This is a genomic window from Deltaproteobacteria bacterium (assembly GCA_029860075.1).
Classification (GTDB): Bacteria; Desulfobacterota; JADFVX01; order JADFVX01; family JADFVX01; genus JAOUBX01.
Map to the genome: position 1 here is coordinate 1 of JAOUBX010000090.1, position 17,147 is coordinate 17,147.

General features: G+C 42.5%; 18 protein-coding genes. 6 read left to right on the plus strand and 12 right to left on the minus strand.

Features of this window, described 5'->3' with window-relative positions:
* Window positions 1-291 precede the first annotated feature (291 nt).
* Complete coding sequence (locus OEV42_18675; GenBank protein ID MDH3976295.1) at window positions 292-768, minus strand: tRNA-dihydrouridine synthase; 477 nt, start codon at window positions 766-768, stop codon at window positions 292-294.
* A 196-nt stretch (window positions 769-964) separates the two neighbouring features.
* Here OEV42_18675 and OEV42_18680 point away from each other — a divergent pair, with 196 nt between their 5' ends.
* From OEV42_18680 to OEV42_18700, 5 genes are all read left to right on the plus strand, one after another.
* Window positions 965-1,324 carry a hypothetical protein gene (locus OEV42_18680; protein ID MDH3976296.1) on the plus strand — a complete coding sequence of 120 codons (360 nt, stop codon included), beginning with the start codon at window positions 965-967 and terminating at the stop codon, window positions 1,322-1,324.
* A 65-nt stretch (window positions 1,325-1,389) separates the two neighbouring features.
* Window positions 1,390-2,376 carry an NAD(P)-dependent alcohol dehydrogenase gene (locus OEV42_18685; protein MDH3976297.1) on the plus strand — a complete coding sequence of 329 codons (987 nt, stop codon included), beginning with the start codon at window positions 1,390-1,392 and terminating at the stop codon, window positions 2,374-2,376.
* Between the two features lie 61 nt (window positions 2,377-2,437).
* Window positions 2,438-3,673: a hypothetical protein gene (locus tag OEV42_18690; protein ID MDH3976298.1), complete on the plus strand. Its 1,236-nt coding sequence runs from the start codon at window positions 2,438-2,440 to the stop codon at window positions 3,671-3,673.
* A 33-nt stretch (window positions 3,674-3,706) separates the two neighbouring features.
* Window positions 3,707-4,165, plus strand: coding sequence for a hypothetical protein (locus tag OEV42_18695; GenBank protein ID MDH3976299.1), 459 nt, complete (start codon window positions 3,707-3,709; stop codon window positions 4,163-4,165).
* On the plus strand, window positions 4,158-4,898 hold the full coding sequence (locus tag OEV42_18700; protein MDH3976300.1) for a DUF4336 domain-containing protein: 741 nt from the start codon (window positions 4,158-4,160) through the stop codon (window positions 4,896-4,898). The genes OEV42_18695 and OEV42_18700 overlap by 8 nt, the downstream gene beginning before the upstream one ends.
* A gap of 17 nt (window positions 4,899-4,915) precedes the next feature.
* Here the strand turns inward: OEV42_18700 and OEV42_18705 are convergent, their stop codons facing one another.
* From OEV42_18705 to OEV42_18725, 5 genes are all read right to left on the minus strand, one after another.
* Window positions 4,916-5,620 carry a hypothetical protein gene (locus OEV42_18705; protein MDH3976301.1) on the minus strand — a complete coding sequence of 235 codons (705 nt, stop codon included), beginning with the start codon at window positions 5,618-5,620 and terminating at the stop codon, window positions 4,916-4,918.
* The gene (locus tag OEV42_18710; protein ID MDH3976302.1) at window positions 5,617-6,144 is read right to left on the minus strand and encodes a hypothetical protein; all 528 of its coding nucleotides are present in this window, start codon (window positions 6,142-6,144) and stop codon (window positions 5,617-5,619) included. Before OEV42_18710 ends, OEV42_18705 begins: the two co-directional genes overlap by 4 nt.
* A 442-nt stretch (window positions 6,145-6,586) precedes the next feature.
* On the minus strand, window positions 6,587-7,171 hold the full coding sequence (locus tag OEV42_18715) for a zeta toxin family protein (protein ID MDH3976303.1): 585 nt from the start codon (window positions 7,169-7,171) through the stop codon (window positions 6,587-6,589).
* Window positions 7,168-7,578, minus strand: coding sequence for a ParD-like family protein (locus OEV42_18720; protein ID MDH3976304.1), 411 nt, complete (start codon window positions 7,576-7,578; stop codon window positions 7,168-7,170). The genes OEV42_18715 and OEV42_18720 overlap by 4 nt, the downstream gene beginning before the upstream one ends.
* A 371-nt stretch (window positions 7,579-7,949) precedes the next feature.
* Window positions 7,950-8,255: a hypothetical protein gene (locus OEV42_18725; GenBank protein ID MDH3976305.1), complete on the minus strand. Its 306-nt coding sequence runs from the start codon at window positions 8,253-8,255 to the stop codon at window positions 7,950-7,952.
* A 642-nt stretch (window positions 8,256-8,897) separates the two neighbouring features.
* Here OEV42_18725 and OEV42_18730 point away from each other — a divergent pair.
* Window positions 8,898-9,305, plus strand: a complete 408-nt coding sequence (locus OEV42_18730; GenBank protein MDH3976306.1) for a hypothetical protein — start codon at window positions 8,898-8,900, stop codon at window positions 9,303-9,305.
* A 912-nt stretch (window positions 9,306-10,217) separates the two neighbouring features.
* Here OEV42_18730 and OEV42_18735 read toward each other — a convergent pair.
* From OEV42_18735 to OEV42_18760, 6 genes are all read right to left on the minus strand, one after another.
* Window positions 10,218-10,784: a hypothetical protein gene (locus OEV42_18735; protein MDH3976307.1), complete on the minus strand. Its 567-nt coding sequence runs from the start codon at window positions 10,782-10,784 to the stop codon at window positions 10,218-10,220.
* Between the two features lie 120 nt (window positions 10,785-10,904).
* A complete protein-coding gene (locus OEV42_18740; protein ID MDH3976308.1) occupies window positions 10,905-12,923 on the minus strand; it encodes an ATP-binding protein in 2,019 nt (672 codons plus the stop codon).
* A gap of 336 nt (window positions 12,924-13,259) precedes the next feature.
* Window positions 13,260-13,991, minus strand: a complete 732-nt coding sequence (glnQ, locus tag OEV42_18745) for a glutamine ABC transporter ATP-binding protein GlnQ (protein MDH3976309.1) — start codon at window positions 13,989-13,991, stop codon at window positions 13,260-13,262.
* Between the two features lie 187 nt (window positions 13,992-14,178).
* A complete protein-coding gene (locus OEV42_18750; GenBank protein ID MDH3976310.1) occupies window positions 14,179-14,901 on the minus strand; it encodes an ABC transporter permease subunit in 723 nt (240 codons plus the stop codon).
* A 199-nt stretch (window positions 14,902-15,100) separates the two neighbouring features.
* A complete protein-coding gene (gene glnH, locus OEV42_18755; protein MDH3976311.1) occupies window positions 15,101-15,838 on the minus strand; it encodes a glutamine ABC transporter substrate-binding protein GlnH in 738 nt (245 codons plus the stop codon).
* Between the two features lie 482 nt (window positions 15,839-16,320).
* Window positions 16,321-17,147 (minus strand): HNH endonuclease (locus OEV42_18760; protein MDH3976312.1); only part of this gene is annotated, 827 nt, incomplete at its 5' end.

Genomic DNA, 17,147 nt, shown 5'->3' on the forward strand with positions numbered 1-17,147 from the left:
GACAATATTGAGGATGTAACAATTAAAGTTACCGGCTTATTAGCAGAGGCTTAGCCGATGTAGTTTTTATGGTAAAAGTGCTTAACTTAGTGCCATTCGGGATGGTTCTCTTTTTTTAGTCCAGGTTTGAAAAAAGTAGTAAGAAAACAGGGGAGATTGAGAAAAGTGCGGTAAAAGAGAACCGTTATCCCACTGTCGTTTCTTGCCGCATAAGGGACCGATTTATAAAGAGGTGAAAATGAAACACCTCTCACCTCCCCCTCGGCGTCAGGCCAAACATAAGGGAGCTCTTTACCCTGAGTAATAATACCGGAAAGAGGAGGAGCGGAAAAACCGGTGGGCAGCCCCTTTGCTTGTCAACGATAAAGAATTGATCCCCTTTACCTCAGAAGAAACAATGGCTTCAATTTTTTTGACGTCTTTAAGCAGGGCCGAACCCGCCCCCGGTCCCACCACCTTTTTAACAGGGCAACCCATATTGATATCGATAATATCGGCCCCCACTTCTTCCACGATGGCTGCCGCCTCACCCATACTTTCAGGTTCAGCGCCAAAAAGCTGCACCGACACAGGTCTCTCTTCATCTCTGATCTGGAGAAGCTCCCTCGTTCTGGCCCCTCCCATGACAAGCCCCTTGGCGCTTACCATCTCGCTAACGACAAGACCGCAACCCTCGCCTGCCACCATGAGCCGGAAAGGAAGGTCCGTTACACCCGCCATGGGCGCAAGGATGAGATTATTCTTTAGTTTTACATTTCCTATCTTCATAAATCTGCCTAAGTTTTAGGCGTTTTAGCATAAACGCTTGCTATTGCAAGGGCTAATAATGATTTTTCAGCTAAAAAAATTATAGGTTCTATAAATGGAAAGGACTGTAGGGATTGCTATATTACTAGTTGTATGCTTCGTGCATATCTGAAAAAGTACGGTATAATTATAGCGTCACAGCCAAATCATTAAGAGTATGGAAAAAGCATATTTAATAACAATGAGCCTGCTCATCTTTCACCAGATAGATGCAGCTTACTGGAAAGAGTGGGAGATGTTCCATCTGCCAGGTGGTGTACAAGGTTATTTAGTCTTTAACATCATAGCCATACCCGTTCTTTTGAATGGGTATAAACATGCAATAAACAAAACTGAGAGTGCAAAGATTTATTCCTATCTTTGCGGCAGCTTAGGTTTACTTACATTCCTGATTCATGCCGCTTTCACAGCTTTTGGTGCAAGGCAGTTTGATCTGCCTCTATCAATATTAATTATTGTTTTATGCTTCCTGTCAGGAGCTTGGCAATTAATTCTAATCAGACGGTCTGCTACTTAGAATGATCCCTTAAAAATAAAGCCAAATTGCCGTGAACAACAGCAAAGTAATCTTTGTGGAGTCTTATGAAAGCGATTGTATTTACAAAGTACGGATCACCTGATTTTTTTGAACTAAAGGAAGTAGAAAAACCCTCACCCGGGAATAATGAAGTCTTGGTGAAAGTTTTTGCGGCCTCTATAAATTCATGGGACTGGGAAATTCTGATAGGCAAGCCCTTCGTGAACCGCATAATGGCCGGGCTTCTAAAACCAAAAAGAATAAAGATACTCGGATGTGACATAGCCGGGCGGATTGAATCGGTTGGTAAAAATGTAAAGCAGTTTCAGCCTGGTGACGAAGTGTTTGGTGACTTATCCAGGTCTGGTTGGGGCGGTTTTGCCGAGTATGTATCTGCCCGTGAAAAAGCATTGACGCTCAAACCAGCCGGTATGACCTTCGAGCAGGCAGCGGCCCTACCTCAGGCAGCACTCCTCGCCCTGCAGGGTCTTAAGCATAAGGGAAAGGTTCAGCCTCGACAAAAGGTCTTGATTAATGGCGCCGGTGGCGGTGCAGGAACCTTTGCAATTCAGATTGCCAAATCCTTCGGGGCTGAGGTAACCGGTGTGGACAGCACGGGGAAACTGGAGATAATGCGCTCTCTTGGTGCAGACCAGGTCGTTGATTACAGGCAAGAAGATTTTACCCAAAAGGGGCAATGCTATGACCTGATCGTTGATATGATGGCAACTCATTCGATTTCCGATTACAAGCGTTCATTGAGTCCCGGAGGGAAATTTGTCATGGTTGGAGGTTCATCGGCTCTGGTGAACAAACTTATGTTCCTGGGGCCATGGATTTCAATAACCGTGGGCAAGAAATTAGGCCTCCTCTTGCATAAAGCAAACAAGGGCCTGGCTGAGTTGAAAGAACTTTTTGAAGCAGGCAAAGTTACCCCTGTTATAGACAGACGTTACCCTTTAAGTGAGGTCCCTGAAGCGATGCGCTATTTTGGATCAGGAAAGGTTGTAGGAAAATTGGTCATCACTGTGGAACACAAGGACAAAACTTGAAAAAGGCCCTGGCCCATAAATATGGCGTCGAATTCTTCACAGCAACGGCAAGGAAGGCAAAATGAAAACAATTGTATTTGCAGTAGCGGGATATAATCTTGCTGAAACAGGCAGGCATATTGAGATTGCAAAAGCTTGTAAGGGCCTCTTCAATACTGTTTTCATAAGCTATGGCGGCAGCTTTGAGGGTTTAATTGAAGAAGAAGGCTTTACACTCAAAAAGATGGAGCCACGTTTAACGGAAAAGCAATTGCAGCATGTGAGAAAAGCGCTCAGTGGAGAAACTCTAAATACGGTTGGTTATTTCACAGCCAAGGAAATGGAGCCAAGGATTGAAAAGGAAATAAAACTATTTAAGGAAATCAATCCTGCTTGTGTTCTAACCGGATGGTGCCAGAGTGCCATGATTTCAGCAAGGGCCGCGGGAGTGCCTTTTATTAACGTTCTTCATTCTACCAGCATAAGGGAATATTATGAAGCAGGTCTTCAAAGCTGGCCTGACCGGACCCTCTTCCCTATCTTTCAGCGTTTCTTTTCTGAAGAACAACTTAACAGGTTTACGAGTAAGCTTGTCCTAAAGATGAAACTGCCTGCAAAGTCCTTCAATGTTTTAGCCGGGAAATTCGGATTAAAAGAATTTAAGAATTTTATAGAAGTTTTAGAGGGGGATTATACCCTTCTGGCCGATATTCCTGAATGGGTCGGGTTTTCTAAAGTTCGTCCCAAGATTCATTATATCGGTCCGCTGCCGCTCAGGTTAAATAGAGAGATTCCCCGGGAAATAATCAATATCCCCAAAGATAAGCCCATTGTTTATTTCGCCATGGGAAGCTCCGGCAAAAAAAGACTTATTGCAGATATAATAGAAGGATTCAGGGATAAACCTTACCGTGTCATTGCGCCGGTTGAATCACATATAAAAGAAATGGATGTCCAAATCCCGGATAACGTAATAGTCACCGGCTTTTTGCCCGCCCATAGGGTTAACCCAATGGCAGATATATCGGTTATACATGGCGGCCAGAATACGGTTATGAACGCCTGCCTGTCAGGAACTCCCATAGTCGGTATAGGAATGCATCCTGAACAACAAGCCAACCTCGATGCATGCGTAAGAAAAGGATTTGCCGTTCGCTTAAACAAGAAAAGAGTCACCACCTCAGCTATATTTGAAGCAATTGACAAACTGCTTCACGATGATAGAGCTAAAGAAGAAGTAATAAAATTTCAGCAGGAGCTTGTAAAATGGGATGGCCCGGCTAATGCTGCAAAGTTCCTTCACGAGACTTTTGGATAATAAAAAACAAGCTTACAATAGAGGAGGGCAAGTATGAATATGCTCAAGAGAAAAGGACTCGCCTTCTGGGTGCTGCAAGGCCCCGGCTGGCTTCTACTTATCTATCTGGTTATTGCTCAGGGTATGGCCGCATTCAGCTATGACCTGGGTGTGGCGATGGGTACTCAGGAATCGGCAGAGACAATCACTGAAGTGGGCGCGGCCTTTTGGTATGGTTTTGCGCTGGGGGACCTATTAATCTACATCCCCATTTTAATTGCAGGACTCATCGGCCATATACTGGGTAAGCAATGGGGCAACATTGGGCTTGCCGCAGCACTGGGGATTACCATTTATTGGCCCATAGTCTGCCTTGCAGCAATGGTCGATGCACGAGACGCCGCCGGATGGCACCTCACCAGCGAGATCGAGTATTGGGTTGTATGTCTTTTGATCGCAGCCTGGGGAGCATGGGCTCTCATATACCTCCTGAAAGAGTCCTCACATGCTTGAATATATTCCAACTCAAATCTGGCTGAAGGAATATCCCATCCGTTATGCGGGAACAAGGTTTAACTCCCGTATGACTCTAATCCGCCTGCAAAGCGGCGCTTTGATGCTCCACTCTCCCTGTGAAATCGATGCATCGACAAAGGCTGAAATCGAGACACTGGGCAAGGTCGAATTTATTATCGCCCCCGGTTCATATCACTATTTCCATGTTGCCTCGGCGCAAGCTGCCTTTCCCGAAGCTGCAACCTTTATCTGCCCCGGTGTTGAGAAAAAAAGACGGGAACTTCATTTTGACGGGATACTGGGTGACCAAAGCGATCCGAGATGGAAGGAGGATTTTGAGCAGGTTCTCGTCCGGGGGAATAAATATATTTGGGAAGTTGCTTTTTATCATATCCCCAGCAAAACGCTCATTCTCGTCGATGTGCTTGAAAACATTACAGACAAAACAGAGGGAATAAACTGGCTATTAAAGTTCTGGTGGAAAGTGGTATTCCGCATGTGGAACAATCCCAAACCGGCACCCGAATATCAGCTGGGATGGAAAGATAAAAAAGCGGCAGGGGAATCGCTCAGGCAAATCCTCGATTGGGATTTCAAGAGAATTATTCTTGCTCATGGTGATCTTGTTGAAGAGAATGCTAAGGGAATGCTGATTGCTGCGTGGAAAGGTCTATTAAGGAGCCATGTAGCTAAGACCACACAGGAGCAGTCAGAAAAACACATAGCATAGTAAAATAAGAGTCTTTATTATTCCAATCCTGCAATATTTCTGATTCGCTCAATCAGTAAGGGCAGGCGTGCCTGCCCTGCCGCATCTGGTGGCAGGTGACCCGGCAGGGCATGGAGAAAATCAGGGATATTCAATAAAACAGAAAAGTTCTCTTTCAGGTAGTCCCTCAACTCATTATCATCTTGGAGAATCTCTCCAATTAATTCCCTACGCCCATCAATAAGTGAAACAATATCCTCCATATCATGGCTCGCCATATAGTCACCCCCGCCTCTGCCGTAAAAGGCCTCCAGTTTGGTAGCCAAAAAGTAAGGGGCCGTTACAAGCCTGATTGTATGGCCCGAGGGGAGCGTTCTCTCCGCTGATTTCTCAATGGCGGGACCGTACCAGCGGTTGCTGAATCCAAGGATTCCGGCATCTGTGGGCATGACGTCCAGTAAAATTCCCCCCGAAATCCACCTGCAAAGAGGCGCATCCTCAGAGGTATCCTCCAAAAAACCTCTTTCTCTCAACTTTGCACACAATCTGTAATAATCATTCCTGGAGGTAAGCTCCGTAATGACATCCACGTCTCTTGTAAAACGGGCTTGTGCCGAGGCAGGGTCTGTAACAAGTAGAGGTGTTGCACAACCGCCAAGAAATACCATATCGGCAACTATTGGCCCCAACTGTTTAACAGCCAATAAAAGAATTTCCAGGTTGGGATTACTGCTGCCTGTCATACCTCTTTGAGCCTCTTTTCCAGTTCCTTGACGGCAATCTCTCTCTCCCTTGCTCTGCCACCCCTAATACCGTCAACAAGCACAAGCAATTCATAGAGTGCCCTGTCGTTTCTTGCCGCATAGGGGACTGATTTATAAAGAGGTGAAAAAGAAACACCTCTCACCTCCCCCTCGGCGTCGGGCCAAACATAAGGGAGCTCTTCACCCTGGGTAATAATCCCGGAAAGAGGGGGTGCAGAAAAACCGGTGGGCAGCCCCCTTGTAAGCTCACCCAAATCAGGAATAAAAACATAGGCAATACCGTGACAGAGAAACTCAAGCAAAGCCTGTGTAGCGGGTAAAAACTGTTCATCAATTCTCACAAGCAGTTTTGCAGAGATAAGTCGCTTTATTCCTGCATGAACCTCAGCAGGGCTCATGCCGACCTGAAGAGCAAGTGAGGCATAGGACCATGCCCTGCTCTTCTCTTTTCCCATAGCAACGATCTTCAATACAACAATGATGTCCTGTGGTTTTAAGACCATACTGGCCACCTATCTCCTGTTCGTTATTTGCGATTCGCGAATAGAATACACCGTTTTTTTGTTTTATGTCAACCTTTTTTGTGGGGAGGATCTTTATCTTTCCCTCCCTTCCAAGGGTCTTGATGCCCCTTGAGGGTAGAGGGTTGCAGTAGAAATGGGGTTTAACAGGTTAAAAGCAGGCAATTGAGTAGAGAAGCCGTCGCATAAGAAGGTACTATTAAGCTACCGGCACCCGAATATCAGCTGGGATGGAAAGATAAAAAAGCGGCAGGGGAATCACTCAGGCGAATTCTCGATTGGCATTTCAAGAGAATTATTCTTGCTCATGGTGAACTGGTTGAAGAGAATGTTAAGGAAACACTTATTGCTGCGTGGAAAGGAGTACTGGGGAATTCCAGTATATCGTAGATATACTCTTAACCAATTGATTATTTACACTCCCTCAATTTCTTTCATTTATTATTTTTTTTGCCCATACAGGAGGTGGATTGATAAGCCATTTACAATTTCCCCTCCTCACAATGGCTACTTGCCGGAATGGATTGTCTTTTGAGGAGTTATCCAGCAGGCGTGCCTCATCGGACAAGGGCAATGCTAAGGAAACATTTTTCATTGTCCCTGGTATACGACTATGTATTTTTGCAACAGGCACGCTATGCCCTCCACTTTTAACACGCTGATAAACTCTTGCTTCATTCAAGATTGAAGTTTCGAGATGTATATAGACAAGAATGATTTCATACCCAAAAGATTTTGCTTTGGCAAGGAAGTCTACTTTCGACGGGTGGGAAAAAACCGTTTCAAAACAAAATGAAACCCCCTGTTTGATAAGGTCTTTGCGAATCTCGCCAGCTATATTTGCTGCTTCATAGCTCGCTTTTTCCTGGTTATTCGGGTTTATTATTCCGGCAATCACATCGGCATTGACAAGCTTAATCCCTCCGGGCGCCAGAAAGTTTTCATAAAATGTTGTTTTACCTGAACCATTTCCCCCTGCCAGCACCCATAACCGTTTTGAATCGGTCATTTCCGGGACTCAAACTTTCCATCATGAAATTGGCCGGTTTGTCTTTCACCGGTCATTAAATTAACCTTGTCAAGAAGTCCCGGTTTTGTTTTGCTTGCTTCAAAGTATATTGATGAAGCGGTTACCATATTAGATAGTTCTCCGCTTTTCCGTTTTTCCTCCAGAGAGTTAAAAACTTCTTGCGAGTCTATAGGTTTTGACTCCACCGATTCGACTTTAAGCTTCATGAATCCCTGGATTATTTCATAAGCCTCTTTCAGGTCTACGACAGATTCAATGGCTTTTCCCAGTTCTGCCCAATATTCGATTTGCTTGGGGGCCGATCTTTTATTTATACCTCCTTCTCTTTTTGCGATTTCAACCAATTCTGAATCTAATCTTATAGGGGTGGAAGCAGTGCTCTTCATTCTTTCCTCCTTTTAAAGGGCTCTATTTCTAACTGCATTGTAGCAAATCACTACAAGAGTGTCAAATTGTAGCACTGGTGTTTAATGTAAGAAAAGTAACACTTGTTGGTTCATGGAAGGCTCTGGTGGAAATCTAAGAAGTGAGAAATAGTTGATTATATTTTAATAGGTCGCTGACCCTATTTTGTCTATACCCCTCAAAGGGGGGCTGATAGTGGGTTTACCCCGTTAGAGGAGGAGTCCTCTAATGGGGGGAAGGGATGTATTGACGATCTCAGGAAGAGATGAAGCTTTAAGATTTTTATGCCTGCCGGCTCTGTTATGTTTTAAAGAGAACCCTTTTTTCCTAATTACTGAGGTAGCCTGAAAAACTAGCTCCTTTTCTCTTCACGGCTTTTCAGTGGAAACCTCTTGTCGATAATTTCAATTTTTTTATTTATCAGTTCCGCTATCTTTATTATCGCTTTCCCCAAACCTGATAAAGCATCGATAGAAATTTCGATATTCATGCCTTTATGGTAGGGGCCGTTTTGACCAGTTATGTCGCTATAAAGCGTCAACTGCTCCCCCAGGGCTTTGATTATAGACAGGTCTTCTCCCAAGATGAAGTAATCAGTTAAATCAAAGGCACTCTCCCCTTTTTCGAATTCTTCCAGTATTTCTTTAAACTCTTTCATTTTTATCCCCCTCGCTTTTTTAGATTAAGGGAATCTCTAAAACTCTGTCATGCCGGACTTGATCCGGTATCCAGGGATCTAATATAATTGGATGCCCAATCAAGTTGAGCATGACTGATTATTAGAGATAGCCGTGTTAGGGAATTGCATTCCCCACTTCTGAGCCGAATTAAACAAGAGACCTGTCATTTCGACTCGGAGATCTCTGATCGGAGAACTCTGTCCGGAGGTCTCTGAGAGGTACGAGGAGAAATCCTTGTCTCGAATGCAGTGAGTGATCTTAAGGATTTCTCCTTTTACCCCAAGGGCACTTGTCACTTCCGTTTGGGCGTACTTGAAATGACAGATGACTGCAAGTTCCTAACCGGACAACAGGTCGAGATACCCTTAATGTTTACAAGCTCAACATTTTGAACGTTTTTATCCGTTGACCCCAAGACTGCTCTGGGATAGAATCAAAAAAGTTTATCTTTTTTAAAAACACTTCCCCTTCATCCTGAGCTGTGAGCTTGTCGAAGAGTCGAAGTACCAATTCAACAGGCTAGCTACAGGGTTAAGGGATAAACTTTAAATACCATAATGACGAATACGTCATGATAAGTCAAGCTAAATAATGTATTCGTCATTCAATTAGGGAAGACAATGGGAAAATCTTTTAAAGACAGAATATTAGATGAAATTGGTGATCAGAAACCCACACCCTGGGGGCTGTCAATAGGCTTGAATGAAGGAGCAATTAACAGGATTTTCAAGCAGAATGTTATTCCAAGAGCTGAACACTTAATGACCATATCAAAAGCCTTAGGCGTTTCTGTCAACTGGCTTCTAACGGGAGAGGAGCTTTATTCAAATAGAATTATTGACGGCAGCGAAATCTCAGCGACCAACAAAAAGCTAATAGACCTCTTCAATGTCTTGCCACCAGACAGCATAGAGGGCCTTGTGAGTATCCTCGACTCATACGTGGGCGCTCTGAAAGATGAAGAGGCCCGGAAGGCTTTTGACAGTTTTAAGAAAAGTTTCAAAAAGGAAATTAAAAAAACAGGTTGAAGGTTTTTTTTGGTTACTGTGCAACTGTTATAGGCTTGGAGATAATGGACAGTACAACTTACCCACACAAAAACCAGGCTTCAACGTTTTTGGAAGGTCAAATTAAGAACAAATCGGATTTTATGCGGTATGTGGTTTTCATCAGTAGTTAGCTGATTGGATTTTAAAAGGTTTGGAGACTAACTACTCCGCGTGGGCAAAAGAAACCTGCCCACCCTAAACTGATGATCCTCAGGGTAGGCCTTTTCAAATTCCTCATGCCATTTCTTCATCCCTTCTTTATCAATCCATTGTTTATTTGTTCCTCCCTTTGTTAGATGTTTATAGAATTTGCTTTCCATGGTTAAAAGCATAAAGTATGAACCAATAGTCAGGTTAAGGATTTAATTTCATTATTGCAAAGAAGGGTTTAGGGGTATAGAATGGGCCAAACGTCGGGGTGGTGCCTACTTAACATCAATGAGCGAATTTTCAAAGCCCGCACCGGCAAAACGGTGACGGGCTTTTTTGTTTATAAACTGGGATTGAAAGAATAAAGAGAACTGTCCCGAATGGCACTAAGTTAAGCACTTTTACCATAAAAACTACATCGGCTAAGCCCCTGCTATTAAGCCGGTAACTTTAATTGTTGCATCCTCAATATTGTCATTCCCGCATTGTTTTAGCGGGAATCCGGTTTTTAATTGTTATAGATACCCGATAAGAGCCTTCGGGTATGACACATGTTTAATTGGTTAACAGTCAGGGACAAGCTATTAATAGCGCATGATAAACACCCTTAACTTAGTGCCATTCAGAACTGTCCCCTTAAATTCTCGTTTGGATTATTTCATCTGGAATTTCAAATTTCGCCAACTGTTCTCCTATTGCTATATTTATTTAGCACTCTAACACTCAAATCAGCCGATGCTATTAGCGGTTGGCTGTATTTTGTTGTGCTGGCTTTGTATAATTTTGAAAATAATGAATAAGCCTATTTGCTTGTTTTGCAAAATACGTTGCTTGATCTATTGAAATGGCGCTATCAGGCTCATGTGTAGCTATATTTCTAATTTTCCTTAATTCATGAAAAATCTTCATGCCTTTTGAGTTAAGAATGTGACTGTTATCTAAAAATCTATTTATTTCTAATGGGCTATCATTTTTCAATGGAACATCCTTGTATTGTGTGTCACGAAGGTTTTTAGCTGTACTTATTACCTTGATCCAGTATTCAATAATTACTGTCCTTGGAGAGCTTTCCAACTTGTTAATTGTTGGTTCAAAATTATCGGTTTCAGGTCCAAACACATCTTCTGAAACTTCTTCGATTTCTGTAGCACTCTTTTCGAACTCAAGCTCAAAATCGCCGGATTTTAGTTTACTTAGGCTCTCCAATAGTGAAGAAAATGAGTCTTTAAACTTAAAAGCAATCAAAATCAAAACCAATGGCCAAGCCAAGGACTCAACTAGTTTTGATATGAATTCCATCCAACTCATTTATCTTACCCTATAGCGATAACGCACAAACCACCGAAGACACAAAGTGGCGTAAGGAACGAGCGTAGCTTTTTGTCGTTCGAGTACATCTGCCTTTTTAAGTGTTTTTGAATTCTCAATTTATTTTAAAACTTTATTAATACTTTCAATCAGGTTTTTCCATTGTTCCTGTTCATCTTTCACTAAATCTTTTGCTGCGTGACTTCTAGTCCAACGGACATAGGCTTTTGCTAATTTGTACTTTGAGAAATCCTTGACTTTATCCGAAAACAAATCAACTATTGGGCGGCTGGACTGCTTCTTGGCCTCGCTTGAGGTGTCAACACCGAATTCTTCTTTTACAATTTTTATAAGTGTTTCTCTGAGAAGGTCTTCAATCTCAGACCTTGCAATTCCATCACAAAAGTCTTTAGTTCTTAAAATATTCTTGTTACTTAAGGTGTGGATAAGGTTTTCTTGTTGGGCTGCCTGATCACCAGCCGCATCAGAATCTAGCAAGGCCGCAACTTTAAGATTGTGAGCATATAAAATAGTGGCATAATAAACTACCTTCCCAGCAGTATTGGCGAAGACTAAAGAAATCTTTTTATTTAAATTAGCTATTTCCCCTTCTCTTAATATTGCTGCAGTAGCCTCAATGTACCAGTAGTCGGTAATTCCTTCTAATATTAAATTTCTTTCTTGAGAGAATAAACTGCTGGCAAGGTCATACCCAAGTGCTTCCTGCAATGGAAGTAATCCAGCCGGATCACTTGACGAAATTGTAGTATGCACGTCAGTCCCATCGGCTCGATTTTTCATTTCGACTACTCGTACAATATCTAATTCATCAGGCCCTACAAGAAAAGGAGAGTGTGTGGTGAAAAGTGTCTGGTTTTTATCTGAAAGTCTCGTAATTGTTTTTCTGAAATCTCGCTGTTTAAGACCGTGTAAACTCATTCCAGGTTCATCCAACAATAATAGTGCATTTTCGTGTTTATCCATTGCCTCGGAAAAAAACACTACAAAGAAAGACACAAGCCACTGAAACCCTTCTGACCTTTGATCTAACTCAATATCAACACCTAGATCATCTTCAACTACAACTTTTAAATATTGTCCATCTACAACAACTTTAAGTTTATCAGCTTCTGGTCTTTCGGGGTTAGGCAACCAAACAGAACGAATCTCATCGGTGAGTCTGACACTAGCAGCATTAAGTTGATAACTTCTTGTGTCCAAGTTGTCTTTATACGTCTGTAAAGCTGTATGATCATTTAGGTCAGGGCTTTTTGTATTTCCCAAATCCGCAAGTTGCCTAGCAGTAAACCCAAGCAGTTTTAGTAAGCACAAATTCCCATAGTCATAATACTTATCGTCAAGTATATTCTGTTCTACTCTTTGTGCAAGGTGCTCTAAATGTATTGATGGCTTAACCCTAAAGTAATTGTTAAAAAGAATGAATACTGGCATTCTATTTTCTAACGTTTTAAGTACTTCCTCATACTTTGAATTAAACTGAACCTTCTCTAATAAGTCAGAATATCTTGCGTCCTCCTTCTCGTTTCCCTCCTCTACAAATTCGTAGTTATTTTCCAACAATTCCTTTAAAGACTCAGCAGCAGCTCCAGAAATCTTTCTATACTCAGACCAATCGGTTGTAAGCAATTTGAATGATTCACTTGGCTTTGTGGCTTCATCGTCTGATTCATCAGGTTTAAATTGTTTATCCATGTGTGAAATCATTCTCAAAAAATCTTTTTTTATACTATTAAAGAGAATTTGGGGGGGGGCATCAATCAGTGCATGGTATCTCTCGTTATCATAATTTCTTTCATATTTGTATTTACAACCATGAAATTCTTCAGGAATCAGTTCTTTGTCTTCATCTTCTAAATCAAAAAAACCTGTTGCTACAGTTACGTCTTCTGGAGCGACTTTACCAGTAGTAATATCCTTATACTTTGATCGAGGATAATCTCTAAGGACATCAAATCCATCAATATCTTCGGGTTTTTTCAACTGTTGTAAAGCTTTAAGCAATACAGTTTTTCCTGCTTCATTTGGTCCGACTAAAATTGTTTTTAAATTTTCAACTTCAAATTCACCAGAATCTATTATGCTTCGATAGTTTTGAACTCTTGCTTTTGTTAGTCTCATTTTTTATGTCCTATTAAAATAATTAAAAAGGTCAACAACGGCAGTTTAAAGCGCTAGCCCCGGTTCAAAACAAAAAAGCCCATTCCGGCGTTTTGCCGGTACGGGCTTTCAAATTCTTTAGCTCCCCCTTTGTAGTTCCTAATCATAACCTCTAAATTCCCCCATTAGAACCAGTCTTTTCCCGCAGAGCGTGAGGCTCTAACGGGGTAAACCCCTTTTTCAAAGGACAACTCTATAACACATCCCCCCAGAGATTCAAACACTTTTTTTCTTTTCAAGAGGTGGAGTGTTATTCTGGCATATTAGGGATTTTTATTGTATCACCCATGTGATTTCTTAATGGTGCTTCACATGCCCCAAAAAGTCTTTCAGTCTTTCAGATTGGGGGTTTTTCATCACTTCACCGGGTTTACCTTCCTCGATAATTCTGCCATCGTCCATAAAGATCAGTCTGCTGGCGACCTGGGCTGCAAAGCCCATTTCGTGGGTGACAACGACCATTGTCATACCGCTGTCTTTAGCAATGCTTTTCATAACATCGAGAACTTCACCGATCATTTCGGGGTCCAGGGCCGATGTCGGTTCATCAAAGAGAAGGATTTTGGGATTAACTGCCAGGGCCCTGGCGATGGCAACACGTTGCTGCTGTCCACCGGAAAGTTGTTCGGGAAGTTTGTTTTCAAATTCCGCCAAACCTACCCTGTCAAGCAGGTTTCTGGCAACATCCATCGCTTTGTCTTTATTCATTTTTCTCGCTTTGAGAGGGCCAAAAAGGACATTTTTTAGGGCCGTCATATGTGGGAAAAGATTGAATTGCTGAAAGACCATGCCCACCTCCAGCCGTATCTGGCGTATCCTTCCCTGCTCGGCAGGGATCCTGATATTATCAACGATGAGCTCCCCGGTCGTCATCATTTCCAGGCAGTTGATACAGCGAAGCAGCGTTGATTTCCCGGAGCCCGACGGCCCGATAATCACCACGACCTCACCCTCGTCGACAGAAAAATTAATGTTATGTAAAACTTCCTTATTCCCGAAGGATTTACAGACATTCTTCATTTCAATAATGTTTTTACTCATGCAAGACCTTTTTAGCCCAAATAATTCATAAATTACACGTGCCCTCGCTAGCCTCTTGATTCCACAAGGAATTTTTCTCAGTTGCCCGTAATCACCGATACGGGACGCCTTCGAAAAATCCCTTGTGAAAACAATATCCTGCACGATCATCACGCGAATTGATGAAATATCCGGGCTAGAATATTTTCATCTTTCTCTCGATAGTCCTTAATGCCGTGGCTATTACAGTTGTCATGATGAGGTACATGACGGCGACAGTCAGCCAGATTTCCAGTGCCCTGAAATTACTGGCCATAATTTCCTGGCCCTGCCTTGTCAATTCACCGACGCCAATGACAATAAAAAGAGAGGTGTCCTTAAGGCTGATGATAAACTGATTACCCAGGGGAGGGATCATTCTTCTGAAAGCGATGGGACCGATGACATGGACGATGAGATGAAAACGACTTATTCCCAGAGACATGCCGGCTTCCAGAAGTCCCTTGTTGACGGATATGACGGACCCACGGACGATCTCCGCAATGTAGGCCCCCGCATTGATGACAATTGTAATGACGGCGGCAGTCAAAGCTTCTATACGAAAGCGTTCCATGTCTGTGACAAGCCTGACCAGCATGGGAAAGGCAAAGTATAAAAACATGGCCTGAACAATAATGGGTGTGCCGCGTATCACTTCCACATAAAAGCCCGATAGGTACCTGATCAGGATAGTGATGGGAATAAAAATCCCATGAGGCTTTTCTCCAAGAGCGTTTGTGCCTGCTATACGCCCCAATCCGGCTAAAACACCGAAAACCATGCCACCGCTAATGCCGAGGATGGTGATGATCCACGTTAATTTGGCCCCTGCAAGAAGGGCCGGGAGTGAGTCGATAATAACTGAAAATTCAAAATCCATAGTTCACATGTAGCTACTTAGCGATATTGATTCCCCCTTTAATAAAGGGTTCTTTTTAATGCCCCCTGAGGGTAGGGTGAGGGGGATTTGAAGCTTGCAATTAGAAAATCCCCCTTGTTCCCCCTTTTTCTAAGGGGGAGACCTGAATAGATAAAGTGATGGTTTTAGCAAAGGTGCTTAAGGGGTGATGGATTTTGATTTATTCCGGTTCTGAATCAAACCATTTTCTGTAAAGAGCGGCGTAGGCACCATCCTCCATCATCTCTAAAAGCGCAACATTTACTTTATCACGCAAAGCACTCCCCTGGGGAAAGGCAATCCCGTATTGGGCTGCTTTCACATCAGGACCGACAGCCTTGACCCTGCCCTTACCGGCAGTCTTGATGTAATAAAGCACATTGGGAGTATCATGCACTGCCGCATCGGCACCGCCCGTTACAACTTCAAGGTAAGCCTGGTCAATATTTGGGAACTTGACTATTTTTTTGGTCCCCAGGGTTTCAACATATTCGACGGTTGCTGTTCCAAGTTTTACAGCAACAACTTTACCTTTCAGGTCAGCAGGTGATTTGATGTCTTTATTGCTTTTTAAAACCATGACCTTAAGACCGGCCCTGAAATAGGGATGAGAGAAGTCGATTTTCTTTTCCCGGGAAGATTTGATAAAAATCGCCGCCAGGGCAACATCAAGATTGCCCGTTATCAAGCCCGGTATGAGGCCATTGAAATCCATGGGCTTCAATTCATATTTAACACCGATGCGTTTTGCAATTTCTGCCCATAGTTCGATATCAAAGCCTGTGTATTTACCATCCTTGCCTTTGTATTCAAAGGGTACGAAAGCTGTGTCCGTACCGACATACAACTTGTCGGCAAAAGCAGGGTTGGACGTAAAAGTCATTATGCCCGCAAGAATTAATAGCGCCAGTTTTTTCATAATATTACCTCTCCTTTATTGTATCCACTCAGATCAGGACTATTTAAACCATATCTGAGTTAGAATAGCAAATTACAATTTGGAATCTAGTACTCCTTCAATGTAATAAATTGGGGTTCAGAGTTTCACAAATTGGTCAAGGCAAGGCGCAGTCCGAAGAGAATGGCTATTCCCTTTTCAAGGACTGCAACGCAGCATTGGCCGATTTGTGAAGCTCCCTTCGGGCCAGCCAGGAAACGGTCATCTGTGTTGTTGCACTCCCTTGAATTAACTACGGTTAGTCCAGCAGTCGTGCGCCTAACAGCTAACCGTTTCCTGGCTGGCTGAACCCTAACTTATTACATTGAATGAGTACTAGTGCGTTGGGGGAGTTGTTTTTTTGATGATTTTGGGGAGAGGTGAAGAGTATAGAGATAGGTGCTGATAACCTTATTTTCCCTTATATTTAATAGGTCGCTGTTGTCCCCAATTACTCTAACTTATCAGATGTACCCTGGTATTCGACGGTGTTCGTTTGCCATTTTAATATATTCAATTCTTGGCCGTTGATTTATATCAATTGGAAGATGGATTTTTTTTTCAAGAAATGAACTAAACTGTTTTAGCCCACCATCTAACTTCTTAAACTTTAACTCTTCTACTTTTTCTTTATTTAACTTCATGACAAAGTTTTCATCTAGGTAAATCAAGCAATTATCATATGCTCTGTGAAATGTTGGAGATAGCGCAATTCCATTTGTAATGTGATCACTACTATCGTCAGAAGGCACTGGCAAAATATGAGCCGCATCTAAAAGGCGTAATTGTGTTCTTGTTACTGCACACCGATTATCATAAGCGGCCAGTACTTTGCGGCTAAAATTAGCATCACGCGAATTTTTAATTACAGTTTCAACTACTTTTTTCCGATCTGAGGCGAGACTAGAAATATCTTGTGGTGGTATTACTTGTAACTCTACTGCTTTTGTAAGTATTTTCGTTAGTTTCATTTCCGCACCGTATAAGTGGAGGGCGTCAGCATTTAGACAATAACTTAAAAACTGATCAGGTCTTACTCCAATAGCTATTTCATCATTATCCTTTATTGTAAAAGATAACCCATGCTGCAATGCTGCATGGATTGCGGTAATGTCGATTTGTACAGAGGGTGAACCTGCTGTAAATGTGCTGTGCTTATTAAGGTCAAACCCAGCAAACATTCGTAAATCAGGATGGTAGCCCATTAGCACGGTCAATCCATCTGGGTTCTTTGGCAATGGAGAAGATACAGATGTCATTTGTATTCTGTATTCATCCGGTAAAGAAGGGC

Excerpts from the sequence above, each read along its gene's own strand:
- OEV42_18730 (MDH3976306.1), top strand. The coding sequence starts at position 8,898 with ATGGGAAAATCTTTTAAAGACAGAATATTAGATGAAATTGGTGATCAG.
- OEV42_18720 (MDH3976304.1), bottom strand. The coding sequence starts at position 7,578 with ATGAAGAGCACTGCTTCCACCCCTATAAGATTAGATTCAGAATTGGTT.
- glnH (MDH3976311.1), bottom strand. The coding sequence starts at position 15,838 with ATGAAAAAACTGGCGCTATTAATTCTTGCGGGCATAATGACTTTTACG.
- OEV42_18695 (MDH3976299.1), top strand. The coding sequence starts at position 3,707 with ATGAATATGCTCAAGAGAAAAGGACTCGCCTTCTGGGTGCTGCAAGGC.
- OEV42_18700 (MDH3976300.1), top strand. The coding sequence starts at position 4,158 with ATGCTTGAATATATTCCAACTCAAATCTGGCTGAAGGAATATCCCATC.
- OEV42_18680 (MDH3976296.1), top strand. The coding sequence starts at position 965 with ATGGAAAAAGCATATTTAATAACAATGAGCCTGCTCATCTTTCACCAG.
- OEV42_18740 (MDH3976308.1), bottom strand. The coding sequence starts at position 12,923 with ATGAGACTAACAAAAGCAAGAGTTCAAAACTATCGAAGCATAATAGAT.
- OEV42_18685 (MDH3976297.1), top strand. The coding sequence starts at position 1,390 with ATGAAAGCGATTGTATTTACAAAGTACGGATCACCTGATTTTTTTGAA.
- OEV42_18735 (MDH3976307.1), bottom strand. The coding sequence starts at position 10,784 with ATGAGTTGGATGGAATTCATATCAAAACTAGTTGAGTCCTTGGCTTGG.
- OEV42_18710 (MDH3976302.1), bottom strand. The coding sequence starts at position 6,144 with ATGGTCTTAAAACCACAGGACATCATTGTTGTATTGAAGATCGTTGCT.
- OEV42_18750 (MDH3976310.1), bottom strand. The coding sequence starts at position 14,901 with ATGGATTTTGAATTTTCAGTTATTATCGACTCACTCCCGGCCCTTCTT.
- OEV42_18715 (MDH3976303.1), bottom strand. The coding sequence starts at position 7,171 with ATGACCGATTCAAAACGGTTATGGGTGCTGGCAGGGGGAAATGGTTCA.
- OEV42_18690 (MDH3976298.1), top strand. The coding sequence starts at position 2,438 with ATGAAAACAATTGTATTTGCAGTAGCGGGATATAATCTTGCTGAAACA.
- OEV42_18705 (MDH3976301.1), bottom strand. The coding sequence starts at position 5,620 with ATGACAGGCAGCAGTAATCCCAACCTGGAAATTCTTTTATTGGCTGTT.
- OEV42_18725 (MDH3976305.1), bottom strand. The coding sequence starts at position 8,255 with ATGAAAGAGTTTAAAGAAATACTGGAAGAATTCGAAAAAGGGGAGAGT.
- OEV42_18675 (MDH3976295.1), bottom strand. The coding sequence starts at position 768 with ATGAAGATAGGAAATGTAAAACTAAAGAATAATCTCATCCTTGCGCCC.